Below are 21,981 nucleotides of genomic sequence, written 5' to 3'. Positions count from 1 at the left end.
CTAAAGGTAAGTGAAGGTGACCGTTCATAGACAAGATCGTCGCGCCGGTGCGGCGACCACCGCGCCCGGCAGCGGACGGCAGCGTCTACGCGATTGGGCGCGGATGGTTCGTGCCTCGCTACGCCTGCCGTCGTAGGCGGTCGCGCATCTGGGCAGAGCGTTGGCCGTGGGTGAGAACGGTAGGGTCACGGCATGAAACACCGCGTCAGGTCGCTCCGCCTGCCTGTGGTAGCGCAGGACGTGGTGCTCGCGTTCTTCATCACCGCGATGCAGGTGCAGGGCACGGTCGTCCGCGTTGCCGCAGAGGGGGCACAGCGCCCGCTCGCCGATCTCGGAAACCTCGGGTACGCGCTGCTGGCGGTGAGTGGCCTGGTCGTGGCCGTCCGCCGCCGGTGGCCGGTTGCGGCGTTCGTCACCGCCGCACTCGCCAGCCTGGTGTACTACGGTCTCGACTTCCCGGACGGCCCCGGCTGGCTCGGGCTATTCGTCGCCCTCTACACCCTCGCCGCCTACGGTGACGGGCGCCGGTCATTGATGATCGCTGGTGTGGGCACCGCGGTACTCGCCACCGGCTGGCTGATCGCAGCGGCCGACATCGAGCCACGCGCCGCCATCGGCTGGGTGTTCTTCCGCATCGGCGCGTCGGTCATGAGCGCAGCCCTCGGCGAGTCCGTCCGGTCCCGGCACGTCATCGCAGCCGAAGCTCAGGCGCGTGCAGAACTGGCAGAACGGACCCGCGAGGAGGAAGCGCGAGCGCGGGTCGACGCCGAACGGCTCCGGATCGCGCGCGAGGTCCACGACACTGTCGCGCACGCCATCGCAATCATCAACGTGCAGTCCGGGGTCACCGCGCACGTGCTGGACAAGAGACCGGAACAGGCACGCGAAGCGTTGCAGGCCATCGAGCAGACCAGCGCCCAGGCGCTGCGGGAGATGCGAGCCATCCTCGGCGTGCTCCGCGACGACAGCGGCGGTCGCGTGCCGCAACCTGGCCTGGAACAGATCGACGAACTCACCGCCAAGGCACGCGACGCCGGACTGGACGTCACGCTTGAGGCGACTTCGCCCGCGACGCCGTTGCCAGGCGCGGTCGGAAGCGCCGCCTACCGCATCCTGCAGGAGGCGATCACCAATGTGATCCGTCACGTCGGCCCAACCCGGGTGACGGTCGCACTGACCTCGGGGATCGACGTCCTGGAGATCTGCGTGACCGACGAGGGCCGCCGCACCGTCTCCGGTGACGACTTCGCGGATCGACCGACCGACATCGATACGGACACGTCGGCCAAGCCTCGCCGCGGGATCGTTGGCATGCGCGAGCGCTGTCAACTGCTCGGCGGCGAACTCGACGCCAAGCCGACGCCGTACGGAGGTTTCGAGGTCAGGGCCCGGCTTCCCCTCGCACCGACCGGGTCGCGGCTATGAACACGGCCTATGTTCCACCGTCGACCGCGGCGACGATCAGGGTGCTGCTCGCCGACGACGAGAGGCTTGTGCGATCCGGGTTCAAGTTGCTGCTCGACGTCGAAGACAACATCACCGTGGTCGGAGAAGCGACCAACGGCGCCGAAGCCGTCGAGGGTGCCCGCACCGCCCGCCCGGACGTCGTCCTCATGGACATCCGCATGCCGAAGCTGGACGGAATCCAGGCCACAGCCCAGATCACCCAGCTGCGCGGGCTGGAGCGCGTCCGAGTCCTCATCCTCACCACCTACGACACCGACGCTTACGTTTTCGAAGCTCTGCAAGCCGGTGCCAGCGGCTTTCTGCTCAAGGACGCCGGACCGGCCGAGCTCCTGCATGCCATCCGGGTGGTCGCCGCAGGAGAAGCCCTGCTCGCGCCGCGGATCACCAGACGACTCATCAGCCAGTTCACAGCGCGACGAACGGCAGCCAGTGCTGCGGAGGACCGGCTCGCCGTGCTCACCGAGCGCGAGCGAGAGGTGCTCGCCCTGGTGGGGCGGGGCCTGAACAACGACGAGATCGGTGCTGAGCTGTTCCTCAGCCCGGCGACCGCGCGCACCCACGTCAGCCACGCGATGGCGAAACTGGGCGCCCGTGACCGAGCGCAACTGGTTGTCATCGCCTACCAAACAGGACTGGTCAGCCCCGACGCGTGAGAGGCGGTGCGTCAGCCGGCCCGCGCCGCCGCCAGCGCGGCGGCCATCGCCGACCTCGGCGCGGTCACGCCGGTGAACTGCTCGAACTGCCCTACCGCCTGGGCCAGCAGCAGGTCCAGGCCGGACACCACACGCAGGCCGGCCGCGACGGCGCACGCGGCCAACGGGGTGGGCCACGGGTCGTAGAGCGCGTCGAAGAACACCGCGCCCGGTCGCCAGGCCACCTCGGTGGCCAACGGGTCGGCGACCCCCTTGGGCACGGTGGAGACAGCCACCTCGGCGGCGGACAGGTGCCGGTGCGCGTCGGCCCAGCCGGCGGAGGTCAGCGCGACACCGAGGGCGCCCGCCACCGGCCGCAGCTCGTCGACCGCCGCCGCACGGCGGGCCACCACCGTCACCGACGAGCAGGCCAACTGCGCGGCGGCGGCGAGCGCGGCGCGGGCCGTGCCGCCCGCGCCGAGCACCGTCACGGCAGCGCCGGCCACCACCCCGGCATCGGTCAGCACCCGCACCATGCCGGCGACGTCGGTGTTGTCCGCGTACCAGGAGCCGTCGGGACGGCGTACCAACGTGTTGGCCGCGCCAACGGCGACGGCGACCGGCGACGCGGCGTCGGCCACGGCGAGCGCCGCCTCCTTGCCCGGCATGGTCACCGACAGACCGGCCCACTCCGGGCCCAGGCCGGCGACCAGATCCGGCAGCTCCGCGGCCGCGCACTCGATCCGGGTGTACGACCAGCCGGTCAGCCCGGCGGCGGCATACCCGGCGTTGTGGATCACCGGGGAGAGGGAGTGCGCGATCGGCTTACCCAGCACCGCGGCCCTACGGGTCGACACGGTCACCGCCGGCTGCCCTCGCCACGCTCGGCATCACTTCCCCGCTCTCTCACATCTGTCGGACCGACCTGCTCAGCACGCCCTCAGATGATGCCGGCCTCCCGGGCCTTGTCCTTGTTCCGCTCGTGCTGCTCAGGCGTCTCGGCGAACTCCGAGTGGCCCTGCTTGTCGATCGCCACGAAGAAGAGCCACTTGCCGGGCGGCGGGGCCATCGCCCCTTCCAGCGCCTGCTTGCCGGGGCTGTTGATCGGCGTGGGGATCATTCCCCGCAGCTTGCGGTTGTACGGGTTCTTCGGGTCGTTCAGCTCGGACTCGGTCATCTGCTTGGAGGACTTGGTCGGCCTGCCGACCGACTCCAGGTAGTAGTTGACCGTGACGTCCATCTCCAGGCAGTTGCAGGGGAATTCGCCGTACGCCCGGTTGTAGGCCACCCGGGCGACCTTGCCCAGGTCGTCGGCGTTGCCCGCCTCGGCCTGCGCCAGCGAGGCGACGATCAACGCCTCGTACGGGCTGACACCGCCCCGTTCCTTCTGCACCCGGTCGGCGAACTTCATCTCCCCGGTCACCGAGAGGAAGCGGTTCACCATCAGCTTGAGAATGCTCTCCGCGGTGGCCTTCGGCGGGATCTCGTACGTGTCCGGATAGAGGAAACCCTCGATGGACTTGACGACCTTCTTGCCGTCGCCGCGGGTGAACCACCAGTCCGGGACGCCGAGCGCCTCCGGGTCCTTCGCCGCGGCCTGGAAGTTCTTGACCGGGATCTTGGTCTTCTCGGAGAGCAGCTTGTAGACGTTCATGCTGGTGCGACCCTCGGGGATCGTCAGCCCGTTGACGATCTTGTTCTTCAGGTCGAGCATCGCGGAGACGGCGCTCGCGCCACTCATCTGCTTACGCAGCTTGTACGTGCCCGGCTGGATGTTCTTGCTGCGCGAGTTGGCCTCAGCCGCCTCGATGAACGCCTTCTGACTCTTGACCACATCGGCCGTCACCAGGGCGTCGGCCATGTCGGCCAGCAGCGCACCGCTCTTGATCTCGACGGTGATCTCGCCGGACCCGTCGCCGTCGTAGTCGGGGGTGACGAAGTAGTTCTGGATGCGGTCGAAGCCGTAGAACGCGCCGCCGCCGATGCCGCCCAACAGGACCAGGGCCATCAGCAGGGCCAGGAATGTCTTGCCCCGGCCACCACCGGACCCGCCGTTGCGCTTGCGGAAGCTGCGCCGGTGCCGGCCCTTCTCCCCCCGCTCCGGCTCGTCAAACCCAAGGTCCAGATCGTCGATCATTACGTCCGCCTCCGCTGCGCGTCCAGCCAGCTCTGCAGGATCTCCACTGCGGCTGCCTGATCGACAACCGCACGTTGACGTTTACCTCGGACGCCACGCTCGGCAAGCCTACGAGAAGCGACCACGGTCGACATCCTCTCGTCAGTGAGGGTTACCGGGACGGGCGCTATCACATCGACCAGTCGGTCAGCGTACGCCTTCACATGGATGGCTGCGGGACCGTGCTTGCCGGCGAGATTGACCGGAAGGCCGACGACAACCCCGACGGCCTCATGCTCGGCGACGAGCGCGGCCAGCTCGGCGAGGTCGCTCGGCACCACGTCCGGCTCCGCCGTGAGATCCCGGGCCAGCGTGACCAGCGGCGTAGCCAGGATCCCGTCCGGGTCCGAGCGGGAGATCCCCACCCGAACCTGACCGACATCCACCCCGATCCGCACACCACGCGTCAACTCAGCCACCGACGGTCACCACCGAAGCTGAACGCGCCAGGGCGGACCAATCGGTCCGCCCTGGCTGACAGTGACCGTCCATCACGCCTCGGTGATCGCCTTCTCGACGGTGAGCAGCAGGTTCGGTGCCTCGGCCGCGGGCAGGCCGCCACCCTGGGCCAGGTCGGGGCTGCCACCACCACGCCCGGAGAACGCCGCCTTCACCAGATCCGAGGCGGCCAGGCCCTGACCGCGCGCCGCCGCATTGACCGCCACCACCAGGGACGCCTTGCCGTTCGACCGGGCCGCCACCGCGACCACCGCCGGCCGAGCCGGGTCGATCTTGCCGCGAATCTCCTGGGCCAGCGTCCGCACGTCGTTGCCGGCCGCGCCCTCCGGCGCCTCGGTGCCCACGTACGCGACCCCGCGTACGTCCTTGGCCTGCGCCGCGAGCGCCGCCGCGCCACCCAGCACCAGCTGGGCGCGCAGCTTCTCCAACTCCTTCTCCGCGTCCCGGAGCTGGGTGACGGTCTGCTCCACCCGGTCGGCGACCTGATCGTTGGGCACCCGGTACAACTCGGCCAGCCGGGAGACCAGCAGGTGCTCACGGGCCAGGAAGCCGAAGGCATCCATGCCGACCAGCGCCTCGACCCGGCGGACGCCGGACCCGATCGACGACTCCGAGAGGATCTTCACGAGGCCGAGCTGGGCCGACCGGGCCACGTGCGTGCCGCCGCACAACTCCCGGGCGTAGTCACCCACCTCGACGACCCGCACCTCCTCGCCGTACTTCTCACCGAAGAGCGCCATCGCCCCGATCCGCCGCGCCTCGTCCAGCGAGGTGATGAAGGCGTGCACCTCCAGGTCGGCCAGGAGCACCTCGTTGACCTGCTGCTCCACATCCCGCAGGACGGTTGGCGACACACCGGTCGGGGTGTTGAAGTCGAACCGGAGCCGGCCAGGCGCGTTCAGCGAACCCGCCTGCGTGGCCGACTCACCGAGGAAGTTCCGCATGGTCTGGTGCACCAGGTGGGTGGCCGTGTGCGACCGGGAGATCGCCCGCCGCCGAGTCGTGTCGATCTCGGCGTACCCCGTCTCACCGGCGCGCACCTCGCCCCGGATCACCCGGGCCCGGTGCACGATCAGACCGGGCACCGGCTGCTGCACGTCGAGCACCTCGACCTGCCCGCCACCAACGGTGATCATGCCCTGGTCGGGCTGCTGGCCACCGCCCTCGGCGTAGAACGGGGTCGTGTCGAGGACCAACTCGATGGTGTCGCCCTCGGTCGCCGCCTGGCGCGGGCCGTCGGCGCCGAGCAGCGCCCGCACCGTCGACTCGCGGGCCACCTCGCTGTAACCGGTGAACGTCACCGGACCACCCGAGTCGAGCACCGACCGGTACGACGACAGGTCGACATGCCCCGTCTTACGGGCCTGCGCGTCCGCCTTCGCCCGGGTCCGCTGGTCGGCCATCAGCCGCCGGAAACCCTCGTCGTCGACCGCGAGACCCTGCTCCGCGGCGATCTCCAGGGTCAGGTCGATCGGGAAGCCGTACGTGTCGTGCAGCTGAAACGCCTTCGCCCCGGACAACGCGGAACCACCCGCGGTACGGGTCTCGGCGATCGCGGTGTCCAGGATCGTGGTCCCCGCACGCAGGGTGGACAGGAACGCCTCCTCCTCCGCGTACGCGTAATCCGCGATCCGGTCGAAGTCGGTCGCCAGCTCCGGATACGACGGGGCCATGCAGTCCCGGGCCACCGGCAGCAGCTCGGGCAGCGCCCGGTCCTGCCAGCCGAGCAGCCGGATCGACCGGATCGCCCTACGCATGATCCGCCGCAGCACGTAACCGCGACCCTCGTTGGACGGGGTCACACCGTCGCCGATCAGCATCAGCGCCGTCCGCACGTGATCCGCGATCACCCGCAGCCGCACGTCGTCCGGGTGCGACTCACTCGCCACGTGGCCGGAGTGCGCGCCGTAGCGCTTGCCGGTCAGCTCGGCCGCCCGCGCCAGGATCGGCCGCACCTCATCGATCTCGTAGAGGTTGTCGACACCCTGCAGGATCGAGGCCATCCGTTCCAGGCCCATGCCGGTGTCGATGTTCTTCGCCGGCAGGTCACCCAGGATCGGGTAGTCCTCCTTGGTCGTGCCCGGACCGCGCTCGAACTGCATGAAGACGAGGTTCCAGTACTCCATGTACCGGTCCTCGTCGACCGCCGGGCCGCCCTCGCGGCCGTACTCCGGGCCGCGGTCGTAGAACAGCTCCGACGACGGGCCGCACGGCCCGGGAATGCCCATCGACCAGAAGTTGTCCGCCTTACCCCGGCGGACGATCCGCTCGGCCGGCACGCCCACCGACCGCCAGATCTCGTACGCCTCGTCGTCGTCGAGGTAGACCGTCGGCCAGATCCGCTCCGGATCCAGACCGTAACCACCCTCGGCGATCGGCTTCGTGGACAACTCCCACGCGAGCGGGATCGCGCCGGCCTTGAAGTAGTCGCCGAAGGAGAAGTTGCCGTTCATCTGGAAGAACGTGCCGTGCCGGCTGGTCTTGCCGACCTCGTCGATGTCCGGGGTGCGGATGCACTTCTGCACGCTGACCGCCCGCTGGTACGGGGCAGTCTGCTGACCCAGGAAGTACGGAACGAACTGCACCATGCCGGCGTTGACGAACAGCAGGTTCGGGTCGCTGATGGCGGGCAGCGGAGCGGACGGCACCACAGCGTGGCCATTCGCCTCGAAATGGGCGAGATACCGCCGCTTGATCTCCGCCGTCTTCATCGCTGGTGTTCCTCCGGAAATATGTCTCGATCGCCGATCCGCGGGTCTTCCCGCAGGTCGGCGAACTGATCGTCGAACGCCACGCCCTGGGCGAACGCCTGGTGGATCTCCTGCTCGCGCTCGGCCATCCCTACCCGGATGTCCTCCACGAAGCTACGCAACGACTCGACGAGCCCGCCAGCGGATTGTGTCACCGTGCTGGCGATGCCGGCCGGCGTGTACGCCTGGGCGGTCCGGGTCGCCTTGCGGACCACGACCACACCGACGGCCACCCCGATACCGAGCCAGAACAGACGCCTCATGTCTCGCTACCTCCTGGTGCCCCGGCCGGTGTCAGCTGTTGCCGCGCCGTGCGGCCCGTCGCTGCTGCTTGATGGTGTCGCGCACCTCGCGCTCGGTCTCGGCGTGCCGACGGCCGGCGGCGGCCTTGCGCACGCCGTAACCGAAAGCGGCCACCTTGACCAGCGGGTTGGCGGCCGCTGCGGAGACGACGGTGGCGAGGTTGGCGACGTTGGCGGTGACGTTCTGCGCGTGGCTGGTCATGGTGTCGACCTTCGCCAGCTGGAGGTTCACGCCGTCGAGCGAGGTCTGCACCTGCTCCAGCGCGGTGTTGACGTTCTTCACCGTGGTGTTCACGTCACCGAGCAGGGGCCCCGTCCGATCGTTGAGGTCGTTGATCATCCGGGTGGTGGCGTCAACCGTGTGCCGCAGCCGCAGGATGGGCAACGTCAGGATGAGCACCAGCACCGCGAACGCGCACGCCGCGACCAGCGCCGCGATCGCTCCAATGTCGCCCACGCCTGTCCTCCTCAAGCAGAGTTCCGCAGGACCCGACGTCCCCGGAACACACAACCGTGGTACCCGTACCGGTCGCCATGCCGTCGGCGGTCACCGGTGGCGGGCGTGCCCGCCAGCCCCAGACCCTACCGTCCGTGATGGAACCCGGCTCACGACGGTGAGGGTGTCAGCTCCCCCAGCGGATCCCCGCTGACCGTCGGGAACGGATCCTCTCCGGTCAGTGACGGGTCGGTGGACGGCTGCGGTCTGGTCCTCTCGTCGTCGATCGCGTTGCGTACCTTCACCGACACCAACGAGCCGGTGCACTCCGTCGCAGCGGCCGACGGGTCCGGAGACGGCACGACGGCCGGCTCACCGTCGACCGGCGGCGGTACGCAGGTCGGCTCGCGTACCCACAGGTCGAGGGTCAACTCGTCGCGGCGCCAGCAGGTGTAACTGCCCTTCGTCTTCTGCTCCGGGCAGCGGCTCACCTTCCACGGCTGCCAGCCGTCCTGGCGCAGTGCGTCCTCGTAGACCTGCGCCGTGTCCGTCGGCGGCTTCTCCGAGGTCACGGTGCGTTCACGCAGCCGGCAGTCGAGCAGGCACCAGCGGCTTCCGCTGACATCGTCGACCGTCTTCGCGGCGGCCCAGCCGGGCACGTTGAGCTGGTCCAGGTTGTCGAAGACCGGGTCACGGCTCAGCGTCCGGATGCCGAAGAACAGCGGCACCGCACCGAGCAGCACGACGCTGACCAGCACCAGCACCGCCGCACGCAGGCGACGCCGTTCACGCGACTGCCGGCGCAACTCCGATCGGGCCTCCGGTGCGGGTGCGGCGTCGTCGGGCGTGTCCGGACCGGCCGAGCGCAACGCGGTCCCGCCGGACGGCTCCGGGGCCGGACGGTCCGGCGGCCCGGCGGGTGACGGCACCACTGCGGCAGCACGGGCCACAGCGACCGGCTCGCCGGGGCGGGCGGGCGGTGGCACCGGGGCAACGCCACTCGGCTCGGGACGGCCGGGCTCGCGGTGCGGAGGCAGGGCACGCCCCGCGGCACGGTCGGACGGCGCGGGCCGACCGACCGCGGCACCGCCACGGGCCGGTGCCGGGGACCCGGGACCGGTGCCCGGCTCACCAGGTGGCCGATCGTCGGCGAGGGGCGGCTGCGCACCGCCCGGTGGGCGGACGGCGGCACGAGCCGGACCGTCCGGACGCGAACGCGGCGGACCATCCACACCGGGCACCGCGGCACGAGCCGGGCCGTCCGGGCGGGCGGCGTCCCGGGGGGCCGCCTCGGCACCCGAGCCGGGTCGGGGCGGCGGGCCTTCGGCGCCACGGCGCTCGGCGCCGGGCACCGGTGCGTCACCCGGGACGGGCCGGGCCCGGCCGGGCGGGGCGGAGCGGGCGGCGCCCCGCACCGGTGCGGCGGGACCGGCGCCGGGCGCGGGTCGTCCACCGGCGTAGGCGTCGTCGCCGTGGTCGCCCGCGGGGCCGGGCCGACCTGGGCCGACCGGGCCGTCCGGGCCCGCCTCGGCCGGCGGGCGACGTCGTCGGCCGTTCGGGTCGGGCACGGGGGTTGCGTCCGGGCCGGGCGCGGCCACCGGACGACCGCGCCGTCCGGTCGGGTCCGAGCCGGGCGCCGCAGCGCCCCGGCCACGGGTGGCGCGTTCGCCGGACGCCGGCGAATAGGGCAGAGCCTGTTCGCCGGTGGCTGCCGGCGCGTCCGGTCGGCCGACACGACGACCCGTCGGTGCGTCCGCGCCCGGGTCAGCCGGCGGGCCGGAGGGCCGGCTGCCGGCGGGGCGCTCCACGGCCGGGTCGGGCACGCCGAGGCGACCGGACGTGTGGTCAACGAGGTCCCCGGTGCCCGCGGCCGGGGGGGTGCCGCCTCGGCGGTTGACCACCGGCAGGCCGGGGTCGGTGTGCGGCAGGCGACCGGCCTGGCGCAGCCAGTCGGCGGGCCGCTCCGGACGGTCCACCCGGGGCTCCCCGCCGGCCGGCGTACGTCGCTCCGGCTCATCGGAGACGGCCCGGCGGCGACCGGTGCCGTCGGCCGGGCCGATGGTGGGCGTGGCGCCGCTGTGACCGCCGGAGGCCTCGGGCACCGGCGGCGCGTTACCCGAGCGGGGAACCGCGGGCTCGTCGGGCTCCGCAGCCCGGCGGCGGCCGGCGGCGGCCGGACGGGAGCGCTCGGCGCCACGGCGGCCGGTGGGCTCCGGTGCCCCCGGGTCGGCCGGGCCTGGGCGACGCCGCGCGGTACGCGGGTCACGGTCGATGGCGGGGTCGGGCCGCAGGCCGTCCGCGGCTGGCGGCACGACGCCCGCCGACCCGCCGTCGAAGCGGGCCGGGCCGGCGGCAGCTGACCCGGCGGCCCGCGCCGGATCGGGTGCCGGTCCGGCGGCGCGTCGACCGCCTGGCGTGCCGTCGGTGGGCGGCAGTGGCCGACCGGGCTCGGTCGGCTCCGGGCCGGGTCGGCGACCCGGAGCACCGGCCTCCGGACGACGCAGCGGCGGCATCGCGTCGGGATTCCCCCCGGGAACCGCGGCGTCCGGCCGACGACCCGGTGGAACCGCGGCCTCCGGACGACGACCCGGCGGCACCGACGCATCCGGCCGGCGGCCAGGTGGAACCGCAGCGTCTGGACGACGACCCGGCGGAACACCGGCATCTGGGCGACGATCGGGCGGAACGACAGCCTCCGGCCGACGGCCGGGCGGGGCGTCCGAGGTCGGTGGGCCCACCGGTGGGCCGGGGGGAGCCGTTGCCGCCCGGGGCCGGGCCGGGCCGGGCGCCGCGTCGGGAGTCGGGCGAGGCCCCTGCGGGCTGGCCGGGTCGCCGCCGACCGGGCGGGCGGCGGGTGGCGACGGCGGTACGGCGGCGCGGGCGCCAGCCGCCGGCTGCACACCGCGACGCGTCGGCTTGCCCTGGCTGGGGGCAACGGGGCCAGCGGCGGGTGACCGGTCGTCCGGGCGGCGGCCCGCTGGCGGCGTCTCCCCCGGCCACGGGCCGTCGACTCCGCGGCGTGGGGCGGCACCGCCCGGGTCGCTCGGGCGCGGGGCAGGCGGCGCCGAGGCCTCCGGCGGCACCGGCCCACCTCCGCGCGCACCGGCCGACTCCGCCGGCGCACCCGGACGGCGCCCGGCGGGTTCCGCGGGCGTACCGCCGCGGGGGCGGTCGGGCTGTGCCGGGGCGCCGTCCGGACCCAGCTCGGTGCGTTCCTGCTTGGCCGACCGAAGATCGTCGATCCAGCCGAACTCCTCGCCGGCGACCGGCTCCTCCGGCTCAGCCTCGGCTGCCCGCCCTCGACCCCAGCGGCGCGCCTTGGCGCGGGGATCGCGCCGCTCGTCCGGGCCCTCGTCCGGGCGGTCCCCACCACGCGATCTCACTGTTGACCCTCTCCTGCGGCGTCAGCGCCGCTGTCCTGCGTCGTGCCGGGGGCGCCCGCGCCCGTCGTCGGGTGACCGATCTCGTCAGAAGGCGCGGATGCGGTCTGCGCCGTTACCGACGGCTCGGATGCGGTCTGCGCCGTTACCGACGGCGCGGATGGCGGAGTCTCCGGACGGGCCGCCGCGGCCGGCAGGCCACGCACGATCCGGCGCAGCAGCGGCAGCCGGGTGGCCACCGCACGTTCCGCGCCGTGCGGGCTGGGCTGGTAGTAGTCGGTGCCCACCAGGTCGTCCGGGACGTACTGCTGGGTGACCACGCCGCGCTGGTCGTCGTGCGGGTAGCGGTAGCCCGTGCCGTGGCCCAGCCCTCGGGCACCGGCGTAGTGCGCGTCGCGCAGCCCACGCGGCACCGGGCCACCGCGACCCGCCCGGACGTCGGCGATCGCGGCGCCGATGGCGGTGGTGGCCGAGTTCGATTTGGGCGCGGTGGCCAGGTGGATCACCGCTTGGGCCAGGTTGAGCTGTGCTTCGGGCAGCCCGACGTACTCGACGGCGTGCGCGGCGGCGGTGGCGACGCTCAGGGCACCGGGGTCGGCCATGCCCACGTCCTCGCTGGCGAAGATGACCAGACGGCGGGCGATGAACCGGGCGTCCTCACCGGCGACCAGCATGCGGGCCAACCAGTGCACCGCGGCGTCCACGTCCGAGCCGCGCATGCTCTTGATGAACGCGCTGACCACGTCGTAGTGGGCGTCGCCGTCGCGGTCGTAGCGCACCGCCGCCACGTCGACCGCCTGCTCGGCGGTGGCCAGGTCGATCTGCCCGCCGCCGAGCGCCGTGGCGGAGGCCGCCGCCGCCTCCAGCGCGGTGAGGGCCTTGCGGACGTCACCGGCGGCGAGCCGGACCAGATGGTCCTCGGCCTCGGCGGTCAGGGCGAGCAGGCCGTCCAGGCCACGCTTGTCGACGACCGCGCGGCGCAGCAGGCCCCGCACCGCCTCGTCGTCCAGCGGTTGCAGGGTGAGTAGCACGCATCGCGACAGCAGCGGAGAGATGACCGAGAAGTACGGATTCTCGGTGGTCGCCGCCAGCAACGTGACCGTACGGTCCTCGACCGCGGCGAGCAGCGAATCCTGCTGGGTCTTGCTGAACCGGTGCACCTCGTCGATGAAGAGCACCGTCTGCGGGCCGCCCGAGCGGCGCTGGCGGCGGGCCGTCTCGATCACCGCCCGCACGTCCTTGACGCCGGCGGAGAGCGCCGACATGGCGACGAAGCGGCGATCGGTCGCCCCGGCCACCAGGTGCGCGATGGTGGTCTTGCCGCTGCCCGGCGGGCCCCAGAGGATCACCGACATCGGGGCGCCGCCGGAGACCAGCTGCCGCAGTGGGGCACCGGGGGCGAGCAGGTGGTTCTGCCCGACCAACTCGTCGAGGGTGACCGGACGCATCCGGACGGGCAGGGGCGAGTCGTCGGCCACCGCAGTGAAGCCGTCGACACCGGCGGGACCGTCGGGCGCGCTGCGCGGCCCGGCGGGTTCACCGAGGGAGAAGAGGGCGTCGGACTCCATCACGAAGACAGTACCGGGCCGGACCCACGACGCCGGAATCGCGCCGCGGGCCCGCCACCGGTGATCGGTTCCGGTCAGCCACGCCCGGGGCGCCGACCCCGGTACCAACGGCCGCCGCCACCGCCGCGCGGGCCGTTGCCCACGCCACCCAGGTAGAGCGAGAGCAGGAGCAGCCCGATGAGCACGAGAGTGTTCCAGTTGAACAGGTCGGGTGCTCCGAAGTCTGTGTTGAGCAGGTCGAGCAGCAGGGCGAAGCCAAAGACGATGGCAGCGAGAATGGCGAGCATGTCGGTCCTCCGGTGGGGGTTCCCAGTAGGTCGGCGCGTGATGTACCCAATCGGTCGGCTCGCCAATCTCCACCATGGATCGGGTATGTCGGGTGCCCCCTCACGGTCGCCCCCGTGCCCAGCTCCTAAGCTCGACACCATGATCATCATCGACCGGGTGCTGCAGGGCCGGGACGCCGTCCTGGCCGCCGCCGGCCACCACCCGTACGCCAGGGCGGTGCTCTGGCGTGGCCTGGAGGCGCGCGGCTACCAGCGCGACGGTGCGGTGCTCTGGGTGTTTCCGCCCGAGCACAGCAACGGCGGCGACGCGATCGGCCCGGCCGAGCCGGCGATCGAGATCTGTGCCGCGCTGGTCGCCGACGGGGTGCTGCGCCCGGGGCAGCCGCTGCACCTGCCCCGGCACGGCCGTGAGCTGTTGTCGGGTCGACTGACGGTGAGCCGGCACGACGACTGGGACTTCCTCTGGACCGGCACGCCCCCACCGGAGCAGCCGGACGAGCAGCGGGTCGTACGACTCACCGGGGCCGACAACCCGGCGCTGGAGGCGCTGATCGACGAGGCGTTCCCGACCTCCACCTCCCGTCCCGGCGACCCGCGGGTGGTGGACTGGTACGGCATCCGCGCCGGCGGCCGACTCGTGGCGTGCGGGGCGGACCGCAGTCGGGGCGACATCGGCTTCCTCGCCGGCCTGACCGTCGCTCCCGACCAGCGAGGACGAGGGTTGGGCGCGGCGCTCACCGCCGGAATGACCCGGGCGCTGCTGGCCCGCCACGACACCGTCGGGCTCGGCGTCTACCCGGACAACGTCGGTGCGGTACGCCTCTACCGGCGGCTCGGCTTCACCAACACCCACCATCTGACCTCGATCCGCCTCGCCTGATCGGCCTTCCCGACGGCTCCCGTGCCGCTCGACGGCTATTGACTCGCGTGCTGCTCGGCGGGTGCGGGGGTCACGGGTGGGTCGATCGGATCCACGGCGACCCGGCGGCCGGCCCGCCAGGCGGGCAGGTAGAGCGGAGCGGCGAGGGCCAGCACCACCGCGCCGACCACCATCGCGGTGCCGACGCTGGTGGCGGCGGCAAGTGCCGTCAGGACCACCCCGCCGAGCGCGCCGGCCGGCTGCGCCATCATCGAGTTCAGTGACAGCACGCTGGTCCGGTACGGGCCGTCGACCTGCCGGTGCAACAGGCCACTGTGCAGCGGGTTGGACGCGCCGTGCACGGCGTAGCAGGCCAGGTAGGCCACCAGCACGCCGACCGGCCCGGCGAACAGCCCCATCCCGACCACCGTCACGCCCTGCAGGATGCGCAGCAGGGCCGCGCCGGGCGCGGCGCCCAGCCAGCGCAGCAGCAGCGGGGTAAGTGCCGCGCCGGCAGCCGAGGCGAGCCAGGCAGCCGAATTGGCCGGTCCGAGCAGCGCGGCGGCGCGTTCCGGGTTGCCGATCACCTCGGCGAGCCGAACCGGCAGCAGCGACTCGAAGGTGACCATGCCAAAGCCCCAGAACAGCTCCACCGTCACCAGGGCCAGCAGCACCCGGGAGCGGCGCAGGAGCCCGACCGCCTGGCCGATCATCCTGGGCGCCTGGACCACCGAGGCCCGCACCGCCCCGAGTCTGGTGGCCGGTCGCTGCTCGACCAGCAGAACGAGCAGTGTGACCAGCGCGACCGCCTGCGCGACGATCGCGGCCAGCACCGGCACCGTGAGCGCGGTGACCGGCCCGATCGGACCGAGCGCGATCAGGCCACCGCTGAGCAGGGCACCCGCACCGATGGCACCGCCGGCGACGGTGCCGGCATAGCCGAGGCCCCGCTCGTACTCGGCCTCCGGGTCGGCAGCCAGGGTCGCATCCACGTACCAGGACTCCAACGGGCCGCTGTCCAACGCCCGGTAGACCCCCTGCAACGCCCAGACCAGAAAGAACAGCGCGAACGAGTCGGCCACCGCGAACAGCGCCAGCGAGGCGAGGTTGAGCGCTCCGGCGGCGAGCAGCACCGGTCGGCGACCGAGGGCGTCGGCGAGGCCGCCGGTCGGCAGCTCCAGTGCGAGTACGAGCAGCCCCTGCGCGGTGCCGACCAGGCCGATCTGCGGCAGCGACAGGCCGCGCTCCTGCATCAGCAGGATCATCACCGGGATCATCAGACCCGTGGGCAGCCAGCGCAGGCCGTAGAGCGTCAGGTAGCGACGCCGGACCTGACGTACGGATAGAGCGCTCATTAGAGGCCCTCGCGCAACGGGTAGGCGGCCATGAAGACCTGCACCGGGCGGGCCTCCGGGTCGACGGAATCAGCGGAGTCAGCGGCGGTGGCCTCGCGGTGGTATCGCTCCAGCAGCTGCCACATCTCCGTCTTGAGTTCCTCCAGCCGGGCCGGCGGGATGGTCAGGACGATGTCGCTCATGCCGAAGCCGTCCCGCCAGGCGGGCGACCACTCGTGCTGGTTGGCGAACCAGTGGTCGGCGGTGTCGACCAGGAGACGCACCTGGTCGCCCTGGATCCACTCGATCGCGGCCCGGGCATCGGGGTCGTCGTCGAAGTCGCTCGGATCCCAGCTGGTGACGTCGTGTGCGGCCTGCCACCAGCGCTGCCGCCCACCGCCCCGGTCGGGATCCTCGACGACCAGCCCAACCTCGGCGAGTTGGCGCAGGTGGTAGCTGGTCGCGCCGGTGTTGGTGCCGAGCAGCTCCGCCAGGGTGGTGGCGGTGGCGGGTCCCTTCACGCGCAGGGCTCCGACCAGCCGCATCCGCAGCGGGTGCGCCAGCACCCGGACCTGCCGCCTGTCGATCCGTACCTCCCGCGGTGCTGGCCGCGGGGTCACTTCGTCGTTCGCCATGACAGCACACTATCTCTGCACACTTCCTGTGCACAAGAGTTATGCACAGGAAGTGTGCAATGCGCTCAGGGTGCCAGGAGTTCGCGCACTCCCCGCAGTCGCGTGCGCAGCAGGCCGACGGCGCGAGCGGAGTCGAGGCGTACGTCGAGGGGGCGGGACAGGCCGACGGCGACCCCGGTGGTGGTCTTGAGCCCGGCCGCGTCCAGGCCGAACCGCTCGGCGACCAGCAGGCCCAGGTCGGCCCGGCTCACGGCATCGGGGCCGGCCACGTTGAGCAGACCCGCGTACGACGAGGCGACCAGTTCCAGTACGGCGTCGGCCAGGTCGGTGACGTCGACCGGGCAGCGGAACTCGTCGGTGAACAGGGCGGCCCGACCGGCGAACGCGTCCCGGCAGAGCTGGATCTGCTTGCTGCCCTCCCCCAGGATCAGCGAGGTACGCACCAGCGCCGCGCCCGGATCGATCGCCCGCACGGCGGTCTCCGCCGCCGCCTTCGCGGCGCCGTACGCGTGCACGGGAGTGGGTGGATCGTCGTCGGCGTAGGGCGTGGGACGGCCGGCGTGCAGGGCGTCGCTGGACACGTGCACCAACCGGGCACCCACCTCGGCGGCGGCGACCGCCACGTGTGCCGCCCCGTCGGCGGTGACCGCCCAGTCGCCGTACCGGTATGGGGTCCCGACCACCGCGTCCGGCCGCACCTCGGCGACAAGCGTGCGCACGGCGGCCCGGTCGGTCACGTCCAACCGCCGCGCCGCGACGCCCGGCACAACGATCTCACCGGAGTGGAACGTCCCAACCACCGACAACCCGGCGTCGACGCCCCGCCGACAAACCTCGCGCCCGAGTAGCCCACTACCCCCAACAACAAGCACCCGCACGCCGACCCACTCCCCCACCACGCCGCCTACGTCGATCATGAGGTTAACGAGCGACACGCCGGAGCGCGGGCCCCGACGTGTGCGCGTCGTGCGGCCCGCGTCCGTGCGTCGTGCGTCGTGCGGCCGGAGCTGACCAGGCGGTCGTGATCGACTCCATATCGGCGACATCGCGGCATCCGAGCAGCCGGACACCGCAACATCGGCGATATGAAGTCGATCATGCGCCGGACCGGACCGGACCGGGAGGTGAGAAGGGTTAGACCGGGTCGGCTACCGGGGCCGCTGGGCCGGCCGTTCCGGTGTGGGCGGTGGCGGGGGGCTTGGGCTTGGCGTCGATGCCGGCCTCGGTGCGCTGCTGGGCGGTGATCGGCGTCGGCGCGCTGGTCAGCGGGTCGAACCCACCCCGGGTCTTCGGGAAGGCGATGACCTCACGGATCGAGTCGGCCCCGGCGAGCAGCATGCACACCCGGTCCCAGCCGAAGGCGACGCCGCCGTGCGGCGGGGCGCCGTACTTGAACGCCTCCAGCAGGAAGCCGAACTTGTCCTGCGCCTCCTCGGGCGTGATGCCGAGCAGGTCGAAGACCCGCTTCTGCACGTCGCCCCGGTGGATACGGATCGAGCCGCCACCGATCTCGTTGCCGTTGCAGACGATGTCGTACGCGTACGCCAGGGCCCGGTCCGGGGCCTCCTCGAACCGGTCCACCCACTCGGCGTTCGGCGAGGTGAACGGGTGGTGCACGGCCGTCCAGCCGCCCTCGTCCGTGCGTTCGAACATCGGCGCGTCGACCACCCAGCAGAACGCCCAGGCGCTCTCGTCGATCAGGCCGGACCGCTTGGCGATCTCGACCCGGGCCGCGCCGAGCAGCTCCTGCGCCTCCCGGGTGGTGGTGCTGGCGGCGAAGAAGACCGCGTCGCCCGGCTTGGCGCCGACCGCGTCGGCGAGCCCGCCCAGGTGCTCGGCGGAGAGGTTCTTGGCCACCGGGCCGCGCGCCTCACCGGTCTCGGCGTCCAGGACCACGTACGCCAGGCCGCGTGCGCCGCGCGCCTTGGCCCAGTCCTGCCAGCCGTCCAGCTCCTTGCGGCTCTGCGCCGCGCCGCCCGGCATCACGACCGCGCCGACGTAACCGCCCGCGTCGATCGCACCGGCGAACACCCGGAACGCGGTGCCGCGCAGATAGTCGGTCAGCTCGGTCAGCTCGACTCCGTAACGCAGGTCCGGCTTGTCGGAGCCGTACCGGGCCATGGCGTCGTGCCAGGTGATGCGCGGGATCGGCCCGGAGATCTCGTGCCCGGCCAGGTCCTTCCACAGCGTCGAGACGATCGCCTCACCAAGGTCGATCACGTCGTCCTCGGTGACGAAGGACATCTCGATGTCGAGCTGGGTGAACTCGGGCTGCCGGTCGGCGCGGAAGTCCTCGTCGCGGTAGCAGCGGGCAATCTGGTAATACCGCTCCATGCCGCCCACCATCAGCAGCTGCTTGAACAGCTGCGGCGACTGCGGCAGCGCGTACCAGCTGCCGGGCTGCAGCCGCACCGGCACCAGGAAGTCGCGGGCACCCTCGGGCGTCGACCGGGTCAGCGTCGGCGTCTCGATCTCCAGGAAGTCCCGCTCGTGCAGCACACCCCGGGCGAGGTGGCTGGCGCGCGAACGCAGCCGCAGCGCGTTCGCCGGGCCACTGCGGCGCAGGTCCAGGTAGCGGTACTTGAGCCGGATGTCGTCGCCGGCCTCGACCTGGTCGTCCACCGGCAGCGGCAGCGGCGCCGCCTCGGAGAGCACCTCCAGCTCGGTGACGGTCACCTCGACCTCACCGGTGGGCAGCTCCGGGTTCTCGTTGCCGGCCGGCCGGCGGGTCACCTCGCCGACGACCTTCACGCAGAACTCGTTGCGCAGCGCGTGCGCGTCCTCCTCGCGGAACACCACCTGGACGACGCCGGAACCGTCGCGCAGGTCGACGAAGATGACCCCGCCGTGGTCGCGTCGGCGGGCCACCCAGCCGGCGAGCGTCACCGTCGAGCCGGCGTCCGCGGCGCGCAGGCTTCCGGCATTGTGGGTACGGATCACGGCTGGCAACTCCTCATCGTGGAACAGTCCTCACCCGCATTCTGTCAGGGGTGGCCGTCCCGCCTCCGGGGCACCCGGCAGGCCGGCGCGATTCGCTGGTGGGGTGGACCGGCGAACCCGGGTCAGCCGGCAGTCGTGCCGGTTAACGTGGCGAAATGCGCGCCGTACCGAACTGGGCCGTCGCCACCGCGGCGGCCGCACCCCTGCTGTTGGTGACCGGTTGGACGGTCGCGCAGGCCCGGCAACCCGCCGGGTACGACCCGATCCGGGACACCATCAGCGAGCTGGCGGGGCAGGACGCCACCGACGCCTGGATCATGGTTGGTGCCCTGGTGCTGCTCGGCTGCTGCTATCTGGCGGTCGCTGCCGTGTTGCACGCGGCCGGATTGCCCAGCCGTTTCCTGCTGGCAGTCGGTGGGGTGGCGACCATCGCGCTTGTCGCGTTTCCCCGGCCGCCGGTCGGTGGTTCGCTCAGCCACGGCATCGCGGCGACGGTGGCCGTCCTCGCCCTGGCGCTGTGGCCGGCCGGCTCGGCGTTGCGGCTGCCCCGCGGCCCGGACGCCACGCACCCGGACGCCGCGCAGCTGCCGTGGGCGTTCCGCCGCACCGTGGGGCTCGGTGCCACGCTCGTGCTGCTCGCCCTCTTCGGGTGGAGCGCGTTCGAGGTGACCAGTGGGTCCCGCACCGGGTTGGCCGAGCGGGTGACGGCGGTAGCCGTGTCGCTCTGGCCGTTGCTGGCGGTCCTCTCGGCCCGCCGAGCGCACGTCGCCTGGGCCACCAGAGGCACCACCTCCGTCGGTCCGGCGCTGCCTGGCGTCGTACCCCCGGATCCCCTGCGACCAGCGGACGGGCCCGATCGGCTCGCGTGAGGCGGGCCCCGCGCGCGACGCGGGCCGCCGGAATGATCCGACGGCCCGCGTGCGGTGGATCGATCAGAAGACGCTGACGCCGTAGCGGCTCAGGGCCTCGGTGACGGGCTGGAAGTACGTCGTGCCACCGGTGCGGCAGTTGCCGCTACCACCGGAGGTCATGCCCAGGGCGGTGCCGCCGCTGAACAGCGAGCCGCCGCTGTCGCCCGGCTCGGCGCAGACGTTGGTGCGGATCAGGCCGGAGACCGAACCCTCGGCGTAGTTCACCGTGGCGTTGGTCGCGTTCACCGAACCGCTACGCAGGCCGGTGGTGCTGCCGGAGCGCTGCACCGACTGGCCGACGGAGGCGTTGCCGGAGCCGGTGATGTCCCGGTAGCTGCCGTTGTAGAGGGAGACGTTGCCGGCGGCGTTGGCCGAGTTGCTGTGGCGCACGATGCCGTAGTCGTTGCCCGGGAAGCTGGTGCCGGTACGGGTGCCGATCAGCGCGGTCTGGGCCGAGTTCGAGTACCAGCTGGCCGAGATGTTGGTGCAGTGCCCGGCCGTCAGGAAGTAGTAGGTGCTGCCGCTGCGCACGTTGAAGCCGAGCGAGCAGCGCCCGCCCCCACCGGCGTAGATGGCCTGGCCACCGGAGATCCGGGTGCTCAGCACGCCGGCCTCGGCCTCGACCCGGACCGCGCCGTTGGCCCGCGCGGCGGCAGCCTTGACCCGCTCCAGCTTGGCGCCGGTGACGGTGCTGTCGACGGAGACGACAACCTGGTTGGTGACCGGGTCGCTCCACCAGGCGGTGCCCGGGATCTTGGCGGAGCGCTCCAGGTCGGCGGTGGCCCGGTTGAGCTCGGCGGCACCGCGGGTGACGTAACGGACGACAGCGCCGGCCTTGCTCGCCTTGCTGGCGGCAGCCGCGTCGGTCACCGTGACGACGGACCTTCCGCTGGCGTCGATGTACGAGCCGGCGGAGCGGTCGCCGAGTTCCGCGGAGAGCGCGGCGGCGGCGTCGGGCGAGGCGGCGGGAGCGGCCTGGGCGGGTGCGCCGATGAGCGCGCCGACGACCAGGCTTCCGGAAACGGCGACTGTGGCCGCAACGCGGAATGAGGACCTCGTGGGTCGCATGTAACAAACCTCCTGGGCGGGGGAGCGGGTCTCGCCGAGGTCGGCTGACCCGATGGCAACCCGGCCGATCTGGGGAAACCGGCCGAATGAAGTGAAGTATTCACATACTTAAGATCCTTAACAAGACTTGGTTCCGCCCGGATTAGCCGATCTTGGCCGGCCACATCGCCGCAACACCCCTGACACGTTGACGAACAAGCACCGTCACACCGAATCGGCCAACGGAACGGACTCTCGTCGATGTCTTGGACGGGTGCGGGTGCCGCGCGTCAGGGGGTACGGCGGCGGGCGCCTGGACCCGGGCGGGGCACCACGTCGCGCACCTGACCCACCTCGTGCCCGTCGGCACATCGCAGCTCGACGCGCACCTGGGCTCCGCAGTCGCGATGACCCACGCTCACGGGCGAGCCCTCCGCGTCCGCGAGGTACCGGTCGCCCCACCCGAGCACGGCGACCAGCACCGGCCACAGGTCCAGGCCCTTCTCCGTCAGCCGGTACTCGTGGCGCAGCCGGCTGCCCGGCTCCCGGTACGGCTCGCGACTCAGCACGCCCTGCTGCACCAGGGTGGTCAGTCGGTTGGTCAGCACCTGACGCGGAATGCCGGTGCGCACCCGCATGTCGTCGAAGCGGCGTACGCCGGTGAACACCTCGCGGAGCACCACCAGGGTCCACCGCTCACCGAGAACCTCCATCGCGCGGGCGATGGTGCAGTTCTCCACCGACCAGTCCAGTGCCGCGGGTCGCATCCGACCAGGCTAAGTCTCATTGACAGACTCA

19 protein-coding genes are annotated in these 21,981 nt (G+C 72.3%); 4 read left to right on the top strand and 15 right to left on the bottom strand.

Features of this window, described 5'->3' with window-relative positions; genetic code table 11:
• The first annotated feature begins 192 nt into the window (after nucleotides 1–192).
• Together JOD64_RS25350 and JOD64_RS25345 are read left to right on the top strand one after the other, a co-directional pair.
• On the top strand, nucleotides 193–1,425 hold the full coding sequence (locus JOD64_RS25350; protein ID WP_204944533.1) for a sensor histidine kinase: 1,233 nt from the start codon (nucleotides 193–195) through the stop codon (nucleotides 1,423–1,425).
• Nucleotides 1,422–2,120 carry a response regulator transcription factor gene (locus tag JOD64_RS25345; protein ID WP_204944532.1) on the top strand — a complete coding sequence of 233 codons (699 nt, stop codon included), beginning with the start codon at nucleotides 1,422–1,424 and terminating at the stop codon, nucleotides 2,118–2,120. The genes JOD64_RS25350 and JOD64_RS25345 overlap by 4 nt, the downstream gene beginning before the upstream one ends.
• An 11-nt stretch (nucleotides 2,121–2,131) precedes the next feature.
• Here JOD64_RS25345 and JOD64_RS25340 read toward each other — a convergent pair whose 3' ends face one another.
• From JOD64_RS25340 to JOD64_RS25300, 9 genes are all read right to left on the bottom strand, one after another.
• Nucleotides 2,132–2,962: a shikimate dehydrogenase gene (locus tag JOD64_RS25340; RefSeq protein ID WP_204944531.1), complete on the bottom strand. Its 831-nt coding sequence runs from the start codon at nucleotides 2,960–2,962 to the stop codon at nucleotides 2,132–2,134.
• 77 nt (nucleotides 2,963–3,039) lie between these two features.
• A complete protein-coding gene (mltG, locus tag JOD64_RS25335; protein WP_204944530.1) occupies nucleotides 3,040–4,236 on the bottom strand; it encodes an endolytic transglycosylase MltG in 1,197 nt (398 codons plus the stop codon).
• Nucleotides 4,236–4,694, bottom strand: coding sequence for a Holliday junction resolvase RuvX (ruvX, locus tag JOD64_RS25330; protein WP_204944529.1), 459 nt, complete (start codon nucleotides 4,692–4,694; stop codon nucleotides 4,236–4,238). The genes mltG and ruvX overlap by 1 nt, the downstream gene beginning before the upstream one ends.
• 72 nt (nucleotides 4,695–4,766) lie before the next feature.
• Nucleotides 4,767–7,445 (bottom strand): alanine--tRNA ligase, encoded by a 2,679-nt coding sequence (gene alaS, locus JOD64_RS25325; RefSeq protein WP_204944528.1) that lies wholly within the window; start codon nucleotides 7,443–7,445, stop codon nucleotides 4,767–4,769.
• Nucleotides 7,442–7,747, bottom strand: coding sequence for a hypothetical protein (locus tag JOD64_RS25320; RefSeq protein WP_204944527.1), 306 nt, complete (start codon nucleotides 7,745–7,747; stop codon nucleotides 7,442–7,444). The genes alaS and JOD64_RS25320 overlap by 4 nt, the downstream gene beginning before the upstream one ends.
• A gap of 31 nt (nucleotides 7,748–7,778) precedes the next feature.
• The gene (locus JOD64_RS25315) at nucleotides 7,779–8,243 is read right to left on the bottom strand and encodes a DUF948 domain-containing protein (RefSeq protein ID WP_204944526.1); all 465 of its coding nucleotides are present in this window, start codon (nucleotides 8,241–8,243) and stop codon (nucleotides 7,779–7,781) included.
• A gap of 149 nt (nucleotides 8,244–8,392) precedes the next feature.
• On the bottom strand, nucleotides 8,393–9,091 hold the full coding sequence (locus JOD64_RS25310) for a hypothetical protein (RefSeq protein WP_204946243.1): 699 nt from the start codon (nucleotides 9,089–9,091) through the stop codon (nucleotides 8,393–8,395).
• 2,510 nt (nucleotides 9,092–11,601) lie between these two features.
• Nucleotides 11,602–13,170 carry a replication-associated recombination protein A gene (locus JOD64_RS25305; protein WP_204944525.1) on the bottom strand — a complete coding sequence of 523 codons (1,569 nt, stop codon included), beginning with the start codon at nucleotides 13,168–13,170 and terminating at the stop codon, nucleotides 11,602–11,604.
• 74 nt (nucleotides 13,171–13,244) lie between these two features.
• The gene (locus JOD64_RS25300; RefSeq protein WP_204944524.1) at nucleotides 13,245–13,457 is read right to left on the bottom strand and encodes a hypothetical protein; all 213 of its coding nucleotides are present in this window, start codon (nucleotides 13,455–13,457) and stop codon (nucleotides 13,245–13,247) included.
• Between the two features lie 139 nt (nucleotides 13,458–13,596).
• Here JOD64_RS25300 and JOD64_RS25295 point away from each other — a divergent pair, with 139 nt between their 5' ends.
• Complete coding sequence (locus tag JOD64_RS25295) at nucleotides 13,597–14,337, top strand: GNAT family N-acetyltransferase (RefSeq protein ID WP_204944523.1); 741 nt, start codon at nucleotides 13,597–13,599, stop codon at nucleotides 14,335–14,337.
• A 35-nt stretch (nucleotides 14,338–14,372) separates the two neighbouring features.
• Here JOD64_RS25295 and JOD64_RS25290 read toward each other — a convergent pair whose 3' ends face one another.
• The 4 genes from JOD64_RS25290 to aspS all read right to left on the bottom strand — a co-directional run bounded on the left by JOD64_RS25290 (nucleotide 14,373) and on the right by aspS (nucleotide 19,225).
• Nucleotides 14,373–15,671 (bottom strand): MFS transporter, encoded by a 1,299-nt coding sequence (locus JOD64_RS25290; RefSeq protein WP_204944522.1) that lies wholly within the window; start codon nucleotides 15,669–15,671, stop codon nucleotides 14,373–14,375.
• On the bottom strand, nucleotides 15,671–16,285 hold the full coding sequence (locus JOD64_RS25285; protein ID WP_204944521.1) for an ArsR/SmtB family transcription factor: 615 nt from the start codon (nucleotides 16,283–16,285) through the stop codon (nucleotides 15,671–15,673). The genes JOD64_RS25290 and JOD64_RS25285 overlap by 1 nt, the downstream gene beginning before the upstream one ends.
• Nucleotides 16,286–16,350: 65 nt before the next feature.
• Entirely contained in the window at nucleotides 16,351–17,202 is an 852-nt protein-coding gene (locus tag JOD64_RS25280) for a sugar nucleotide-binding protein (RefSeq protein WP_204944520.1), read from the bottom strand.
• 217 nt (nucleotides 17,203–17,419) lie between these two features.
• Nucleotides 17,420–19,225: an aspartate--tRNA ligase gene (aspS, locus tag JOD64_RS25275; RefSeq protein ID WP_204946242.1), complete on the bottom strand. Its 1,806-nt coding sequence runs from the start codon at nucleotides 19,223–19,225 to the stop codon at nucleotides 17,420–17,422.
• 155 nt (nucleotides 19,226–19,380) lie between these two features.
• Between aspS and JOD64_RS25270 the strand changes: the two genes are divergently transcribed.
• Nucleotides 19,381–20,094, top strand: a complete 714-nt coding sequence (locus JOD64_RS25270; protein WP_204944519.1) for a DUF998 domain-containing protein — start codon at nucleotides 19,381–19,383, stop codon at nucleotides 20,092–20,094.
• 63 nt (nucleotides 20,095–20,157) lie between these two features.
• On the opposite strand, the gene JOD64_RS25265 is transcribed toward JOD64_RS25270, so the two are convergent.
• Both JOD64_RS25265 and JOD64_RS25260 read right to left on the bottom strand, forming a co-directional pair.
• Entirely contained in the window at nucleotides 20,158–21,204 is a 1,047-nt protein-coding gene (locus JOD64_RS25265) for a S1 family peptidase (RefSeq protein WP_204944518.1), read from the bottom strand.
• A 269-nt stretch (nucleotides 21,205–21,473) separates the two neighbouring features.
• Nucleotides 21,474–21,950 carry a winged helix-turn-helix transcriptional regulator gene (locus tag JOD64_RS25260; protein ID WP_204944517.1) on the bottom strand — a complete coding sequence of 159 codons (477 nt, stop codon included), beginning with the start codon at nucleotides 21,948–21,950 and terminating at the stop codon, nucleotides 21,474–21,476.
• Between the last annotated feature and the right edge of the window lie 31 nt (nucleotides 21,951–21,981).

This window comes from Micromonospora luteifusca (genome assembly GCF_016907275.1).
Classification (GTDB): domain Bacteria; phylum Actinomycetota; class Actinomycetes; order Mycobacteriales; family Micromonosporaceae; genus Micromonospora; species Micromonospora luteifusca.
Note: the sequence above shows the minus strand (reverse complement) of the source record. Positions and strands in the feature narration are given on the sequence as shown.